The sequence below is a fragment of the Agromyces sp. NDB4Y10 genome (genome assembly GCF_001620055.1).
GTDB classification, from domain to species: domain Bacteria; phylum Actinomycetota; class Actinomycetes; order Actinomycetales; family Microbacteriaceae; genus Agromyces; species Agromyces indicus.
In genome coordinates, this window is sequence record NZ_LQGY01000055.1 from 213,219 (window position 1) to 219,514 (window position 6,296).

General features: G+C 72.1%; 6 protein-coding genes. 2 read left to right on the forward strand and 4 right to left on the reverse strand.

Annotation, left to right across the window (positions count from 1 at the left end; translation table 11 throughout):
* Window positions 1-48: 48 nt before the first annotated feature.
* From AVP42_RS13320 to AVP42_RS13335, 4 genes are all read right to left on the reverse strand, one after another.
* Window positions 49-1,485, reverse strand: a complete 1,437-nt coding sequence (locus AVP42_RS13320) for a DUF2252 domain-containing protein (protein ID WP_067949781.1) — start codon at window positions 1,483-1,485, stop codon at window positions 49-51.
* Window positions 1,482-3,188, reverse strand: coding sequence for an MFS transporter (locus AVP42_RS13325; protein ID WP_082847267.1), 1,707 nt, complete (start codon window positions 3,186-3,188; stop codon window positions 1,482-1,484). Before AVP42_RS13325 ends, AVP42_RS13320 begins: the two co-directional genes overlap by 4 nt.
* Window positions 3,163-4,002, reverse strand: a complete 840-nt coding sequence (locus AVP42_RS13330) for a class II glutamine amidotransferase (protein ID WP_067949783.1) — start codon at window positions 4,000-4,002, stop codon at window positions 3,163-3,165. The genes AVP42_RS13325 and AVP42_RS13330 overlap by 26 nt, the downstream gene beginning before the upstream one ends.
* Window positions 4,003-4,124: 122 nt before the next feature.
* The gene (locus AVP42_RS13335) at window positions 4,125-5,456 is read right to left on the reverse strand and encodes a serine hydrolase (RefSeq protein ID WP_067949785.1); all 1,332 of its coding nucleotides are present in this window, start codon (window positions 5,454-5,456) and stop codon (window positions 4,125-4,127) included.
* 198 nt (window positions 5,457-5,654) lie between these two features.
* On the opposite strand from AVP42_RS13335, the gene AVP42_RS13340 reads away from it, so the two are divergent.
* Complete coding sequence (locus AVP42_RS13340; RefSeq protein ID WP_067949787.1) at window positions 5,655-6,062, forward strand: DUF4383 domain-containing protein; 408 nt, start codon at window positions 5,655-5,657, stop codon at window positions 6,060-6,062.
* Window positions 6,063-6,072: 10 nt separating this feature from the next.
* On the forward strand, window positions 6,073-6,261 hold the full coding sequence (locus tag AVP42_RS13345) for a hypothetical protein (protein WP_067949789.1): 189 nt from the start codon (window positions 6,073-6,075) through the stop codon (window positions 6,259-6,261).
* Window positions 6,262-6,296 lie beyond the last annotated feature (35 nt).

Genomic DNA, 6,296 nt, shown 5'->3' on the forward strand with positions numbered 1-6,296 from the left:
AGGGCGGGGCGGATGCCGCAGCATCCGTTCACCGACGCGGCGGCGGCGTCAGACGAGGTCGGCGGCGACGAGGCGACCGGACGCCAGGGCCTCGCGGAAGGTCGCGTAGTCGCGCTCGTTCTGGTCGGCGTAGTCGATCGCGAACTCCGCGATGGCGCGGTCGAACCGGTCGGACCCGCCGAGGTAGGCGGCGATCGCGACGCGGTCCCCGGCACGCGCGTGCGCCCGCGCCAAGGTCTCGCCGCAGGCACGGGCGTAGAGCTCGGCGCCACGGGGCAGCATCACCTCGACGTCGGCGGAGCCCTTCCAGTCGTTGAGCTGGCGCAGGTAGAAGTCGCGCTCGACGCCGTCGGGCGCGACGATGCGCTGCCAGCCGAGGAACAGGTCGCTCGCCGCCTGCATGAGTCGTTGGCCGCGTACGACGCGTTCGCCGTGGTGGTCGTAGCGGCTGGGGGGCAGGAAGCGTTCGAGCACCGACGCCTCGGCCTGCTTCGCCTGCAGGATGAGCGGGTCCTGGTCGTCGCGCCCGCGGAGCAGGACGATCCACGCGCGCGTGCCGACGCTGCCGACCCCGACGACCTTGCGCGCCAGGTGGACGTAGCGGAACTCCTCGATCGGGTGCCGCTCGAGGGGCAGCGTCGACCGGTACTCGGCGAGCATCTGCCGCATCCAGTCCTCGACGGCCTCGCCCGTGCCGGGCTCGAGGCCGAGGTCCTCGATCGCGACGATGAGCGGCGGTTCCGACCGGATCCGCATGCGGCCGTCGTCGACCTCCACGAGCTTGGTGAACACGCGCACGCTGTCCCGCGTCCGCGCCTTCGCGAGGGCGGCCTGCGTCCGCTTGACCTGCTTGCTGCCGACCCGGTTCGCCTCGCGCTCCTCGCGGATCCACTGCACCATGCGGTCGGCGTCGAGCCGGTCGTACCAGGCGGCGAGCACACCCGAACGGGCCGCCCGTCGCATCCGCTCGCGATACCCGGCGACCGCCTCGAGGACGACGCGACGGCGCTCGACCGCCGAGTAGCCGCGGTGGCGACCGGCGATCTCGAAGCTCGCCGCGAGCCGCTTGACGTCCCACTCCCAAGGGCCGGGCAGGGTCTCGTCGAAGTCGTTGATGTCGAAGATCAGGTCCCGCTCGGGCGTGGCGAACACGCCGAAGTTCGACAGGTGCGCGTCGCCGCAGATCTGCGCAGTCAGCCCGGACACGGGGGTTCCGGCGAGGTCCGACGCCATGATCAGCGCCGCACCGCGGTAGAACGTGAACGGCGAGACGGCCATGCGGGCGTAGCGGATGGGGACGAGCTCGGGCACGCGCGTGACCGCCTGCTCCTCGAGCAGGGCGACCGGGTCCGGTCGGTCGGTGGGCGGCGTCCAGCCGGCGTGCGACGACCTCGGCGCGCGCCGCCGCGCCGACCGCCCCGCCTCGGCGCGCGCCGCGAAGTCGTCGCGGGGTGCCGGATCGAATGCGGCATCCGTGTCGGTCATCGTGGTTCCTCCGTCACCTCGGTCGCGCGCGCCCGCGGCGACGGTCGTACGGGTCGTTCGCTCGGGATGTTCCTCGAGAACAGCAGCGCGGCGAGCGCGATCGCGATCAGCCCGACGAACGCGATGCGGAGCGCCTGCACCTGCGACTCGCCGTACGTCTGGGTCAGCGCCTCCGCGTCGTCCTCCGAGAGCCCCGCGTCCTCGGCGATCTGCTGCACCGACGACGCCGGCACGAGCTCGACACCGCCCGCGGTGGCCGTCGCGACCTCCTGCTTGACGTCATCGGGAAGCGCGCTCGAGGCGACGCCCCCGGCGAACGCGGTCGCCAGCGCGCCGATCAGGATGGAGCCGATGAGCGCGGTGCCGAGCGAGGAGCCGAGGTTCTGGAAGACGCCCTGCATGCCGCCCACCTCGCTCGACTTCTCGACGCCGACGCTCGACATGTTGACGTTGCCGAGCTGGGAGGCGAGCAGCCCGAGGGCCGCACCCGCCGTGAACATGCCGATCCCGAACGCGGGCACCTTGAGCTCGACGTCGACCGAGGCGAGCAGCACCACGGCGGATGCCGCGAGCACGAGCTGCCCGATCCGGACGATGGTGCGCGGCGACCACACGTTCGAGAGCCGCGTGCCGGCGAACGAGAACAGGATCAGCGAGATCGACAGCGGGAAGATCCGCAGGCCCGTCTCGAGCGCGTCGAGTCCGAGCGTCATCTGCAGGTACACGGGGATCATGAAGAACAGGCCCGCGGTGACGGCGTACTGGGCGCCGAGCGCACCGAGCCCGCTCCGAAGCCGCGGGATCGACAGCAGGGTCACGTCGAGCAGCGGCGGACGGCCCGCCTCGACGAGCCGGCGCTGGCGCCGGAAGAACCACGCGATGAGCACGCCGCCGGCGAGCACGAACCACGTCGTCAGGGAGATGCCGAACGGGGCGATCGGGAAGCCGTTGATATCGGGCGAGTCGAGCGGCAGGATCCAGCCCCAGGTCTTGCTCTGCAGGAGGCCGAGCACGATGAGCACGAGCCCCGCCGACGACAGCACGATGCTCATCAGGTCGATCCGCATGCGAACGGGCTCGTGCCGATCGACGATGCGCCGGGCGAAGAGCACGACGACCGCCATGACGACCACCTCGCCGATGAAGACGTACCGCCACGACGCGTACGTCGTCAGGTACCCGCCGATGAGCGGGCCCGCGGCGACCGCGGCACCGGATGCCGCCCCGATCATGGCGTACGCCGTGACCCGGGCGCGACCGGTGTAGTTGTCGGCGATGAGCGCCGCGATGGCGGGGATGACGAGCACCGCGCCCATCCCCTCGACCACCGACCAGCCGAGGAACAGCACCACGATGTTCGGGCTGAGGGCCGTCGTGAGCGAGCCGAGCGCGTAGACGATCGAGCCGATCACGAACGCGCGCAGCCGACCCCAGACGTCGCCGAGCTTCGCGCCGACGAGCATGAGCGCCGCCATGGTGAGCGTGTAGAAGGTGATCGCGGCCTGCATCGCCGAGACCGTCGTGTCGAGGTCGCTCACCACCTGCGAGATCGACACGTTCATGACCGTGCTGTCGAGCACCATGACGAACTGCGCCGCCGAGAGGGCGATGACGACCGTCCACGAGGTCTTCGCGGCATCCGTCGTCGTGTCGGGTGCCGGTGGGGTGGATGCCGCGTCAGGCGGCGGATCGGAAGGGCTCATGGTGGTATCCCTCTCGGTCGAGGACGGCGATGGTCGACTCGGGTACCTCGAGGAATACTCCCGGGAGGTCGTTCAGCGGTTCCGACACGACGACGTGCGCGTGATCGCCGAACTGCGAGAGCCGCTCGGCGTCCGGGTACATCTCGCGGATCGTCGGGATGTCGGCCGAGTGGAACAGGGACCGCGACCGGCCCTGCGACGAGTAGCGGAGCGCCCAGATGGTGGCGCCGTCCGACACCGCCACGGTGCCCTGCATGGGGAAGAGGATGCCGTGCTCGCGCCCCACGCGCTCGACGTGGTCGACCGCCGCGGTGAGCCCCTTCACCGGGTCGTCGGCGAGGCCGAACGTCAGCGCCAGGTGGAAGAGGACCTCCGAGTCGGTGGTGCCCGTGACGTGCGGATACAGCGACGGGTCGATCGCGAACGTCAGGTCCCGCTTGACCTTCGCGAACTCCGCGAGAAACCCGTTGTGCATGAACAGCCAGTTCTCCCAGCGGAACGGATGGCAGTTCGTGCGCTGGATGGGCGGACCCGCGGCGGCGCGCACGTGGCTGAAGAACAGCGGGCTCTCGATCGCGCGCGCGAGCTCGCGCACGTTCTCGTCGTTCCACGCGGGCTCCGTGCTGTGGAACACCGCGGGGATGCTGCCGGCGACCGCACCGGGCGGGTACCAGCCGATCCCGAAGCCGTCGCCGTTCACGGTCTCGGCGCCGAGCGGCGAGTCCAACGACTGGGCCACGAGGGAATGGGTCGCGTCGAGGAGCACCGCGGACGTCCGGAGCGGCTCCCCCGAGTAGGCCAGCCACCGGCACATGGGCGTCCCTCCTGACCGCGACCTCCGCACGGGCGTCGCTGCCGGTCAGTCTCGTGCGTGGCCGGGCGCTCGGACGGGCCGAAAGTCCCCACCTCCACGAGTCGAGCGGGAGGCGGGACGGGTCACCCGTCGGTGGCGGGCTCCTCGGCCGGGGTCTCCTCGGTCGCCTCGACCTCGGCCGGCAGCGGGCACACGGCGGCGGCCGTCATCCGCTCGACCGCCTGCTCGTACGACCACGGGAGCTCGATGAGCGGCGGGGTCTCCTCGCCCGACGCCGTCGCCTTCGAGGCGATGGATGCCAGCGCGAACGCGGCCTCGCGCGCGAGCGTGCCGCCCGACGAGGAGTTGTTCAGGGCGACCACGACCGTGAGGCCCGTCTCGGGTTCCGTGAAGACGGCCGTCAGGGCGCCCGTGGTGACGCCCGCGAGGCCGCGCATCGGGCCGTACTGCTGGGCGCCGATGCCCTGGGACTGCCACGCCGGCGCGTCACCGCCGAAGGGCGTCGTCGTCCAGACCTTGCGCGCCGTGTTCTCGCTGAAGAGGGTGCCGTTCGCGAACGCCTCGCTGAACCGCTTCGCCTCGTCGAGCGTCGAGTAGGCGCCGGCCGCCGTGCCGCCGATCGAGCTCGAGCGGTCCGAGACGTCCATCACGACCTCGCAGTCCCGGTTGCCGTCGGGCAGCACGCCCGCGGCGTAGCCGCCCAGCGCCCCGGTGTGGTCGGTGGCCTGCGCCGGCGGGATGCTCGTCTCGTCGAGGTCCAGCGGCTCGAAGACGTACTGGTCGACGAGGTCGGCCCAGGTGCGGCCGGTGTGCTGCTCCAGCGCGGTGGCCAGCAGCATGACGCCCGTCCGCGACTCGGCCCACCCGGTGCCCGGGTCGAACCGGCGACTCGCGGCCATGCCGCTCGCGACGAGCTCGGTCGCCGGCCACACGCGCTGCGGGTTGCCGACGAAGAACCGACTGAGCGAGGGATAGTAGTCGGCGATGCCCGACTGGTGGCGGCACAGGTGCTCGAGCGTGATCCCCCCGAGACCGGGCACGCCGCGCACCATCGTGCCGACCTGGTCGTCGAGCGCGACGACGCCGGCGTCGACGAGGCGGAGCATGAGCGCGCACGTGATCGCCCCGGTCGTGGTGGCGAGCTGGAACCGGGTGTCGGGCGTGACCTCGGGTGCGCCCTCACCGAAGTCGACCGTGCCGACGCCGGTGGTCCACGCGCCGGCCCAGGGAGCCCACACGCCCGCGACCGCGCCGCTCGACCCGCTCAGGCGCACGGCCTCCTCGAGGGTGGCATCGAGGCGCTCGACGACCTCGGGAGCGAATTCCGCATCGACCTGGTCGTACTCGGTGATGGCCTGCGAGGGCGTCGTGCACCCCGCGAGCAGGAGGACGGCGCAGGCGGACGCGACCGCTGCGGCGATCCTCCGCCGAACGCGACCTGCTCCTGAAGCCACCGAGCCCCCCGCCGTGTGTCCGCAGCGATTGTAACCCGCTCGACCGGCGTCGCCCTGATCGGCACGTCACGGTTCGGCCACGCCGGGGCGCCGGGCCGCCGGACGGTGTCCCCCGAACCGACCGCCAATCCGTCTGCGCGGGCACGCCGAACCACGACCAGCACGGCGAACGCCGCGCGACGACAAGGAGGCATCGCCATGAAGAACTCACCCAACCGCATCGCCGCGACCGTGTTCGGTGCGGTCTACGTCCTCGTCGGACTGCTCGGCTTCAGCGTCACGGGCGGCGTCGACTTCATCGCGACCGAGGGCGGCCTGCTGCTCGGCATCTTCGCGGTGAACCCGCTCCACAACATCGCGCACCTCGCCATCGGCGCCGCGCTGCTCATCGCGGGGCTCTCCAACGTCGCCGCCGCGAAGGCGACGAACACCACGGTCGGCGCCGCGTACCTGCTGCTCGGCATCGTCGGCTTCTTCATCGCCGGCACGGCGGCCAACATCCTCGCCCTCAACCCCGCCGACCACTTCCTCCCCCTCGCCAGCGCGATCGTGCTGCTCGGCGTCGGTCTCGGAGCCGAGCGCTCCGCACGCGTGGCGACGGCCTAGGGAGCCCGCCATGACCGCACTGGCCGTGATCACGCGCAGCTGGCCGATGCTCGGCGCCCTCGGCGCGGGCCTCGTGCTCGCGGCGCTGGCGGCCGGTGCCGGGGGTGCGACGCAGGTCGCCCTGGCCGGGCTCGGCATCGCCGCGCTCGGCTGGGGCGTCCTGTCGCTGCGCGCCGGGCGCGCCCTGGCCCCGCGGTAGAGGTAGCGGGCGCGCTCGGGACTGCCGGGCGCCGC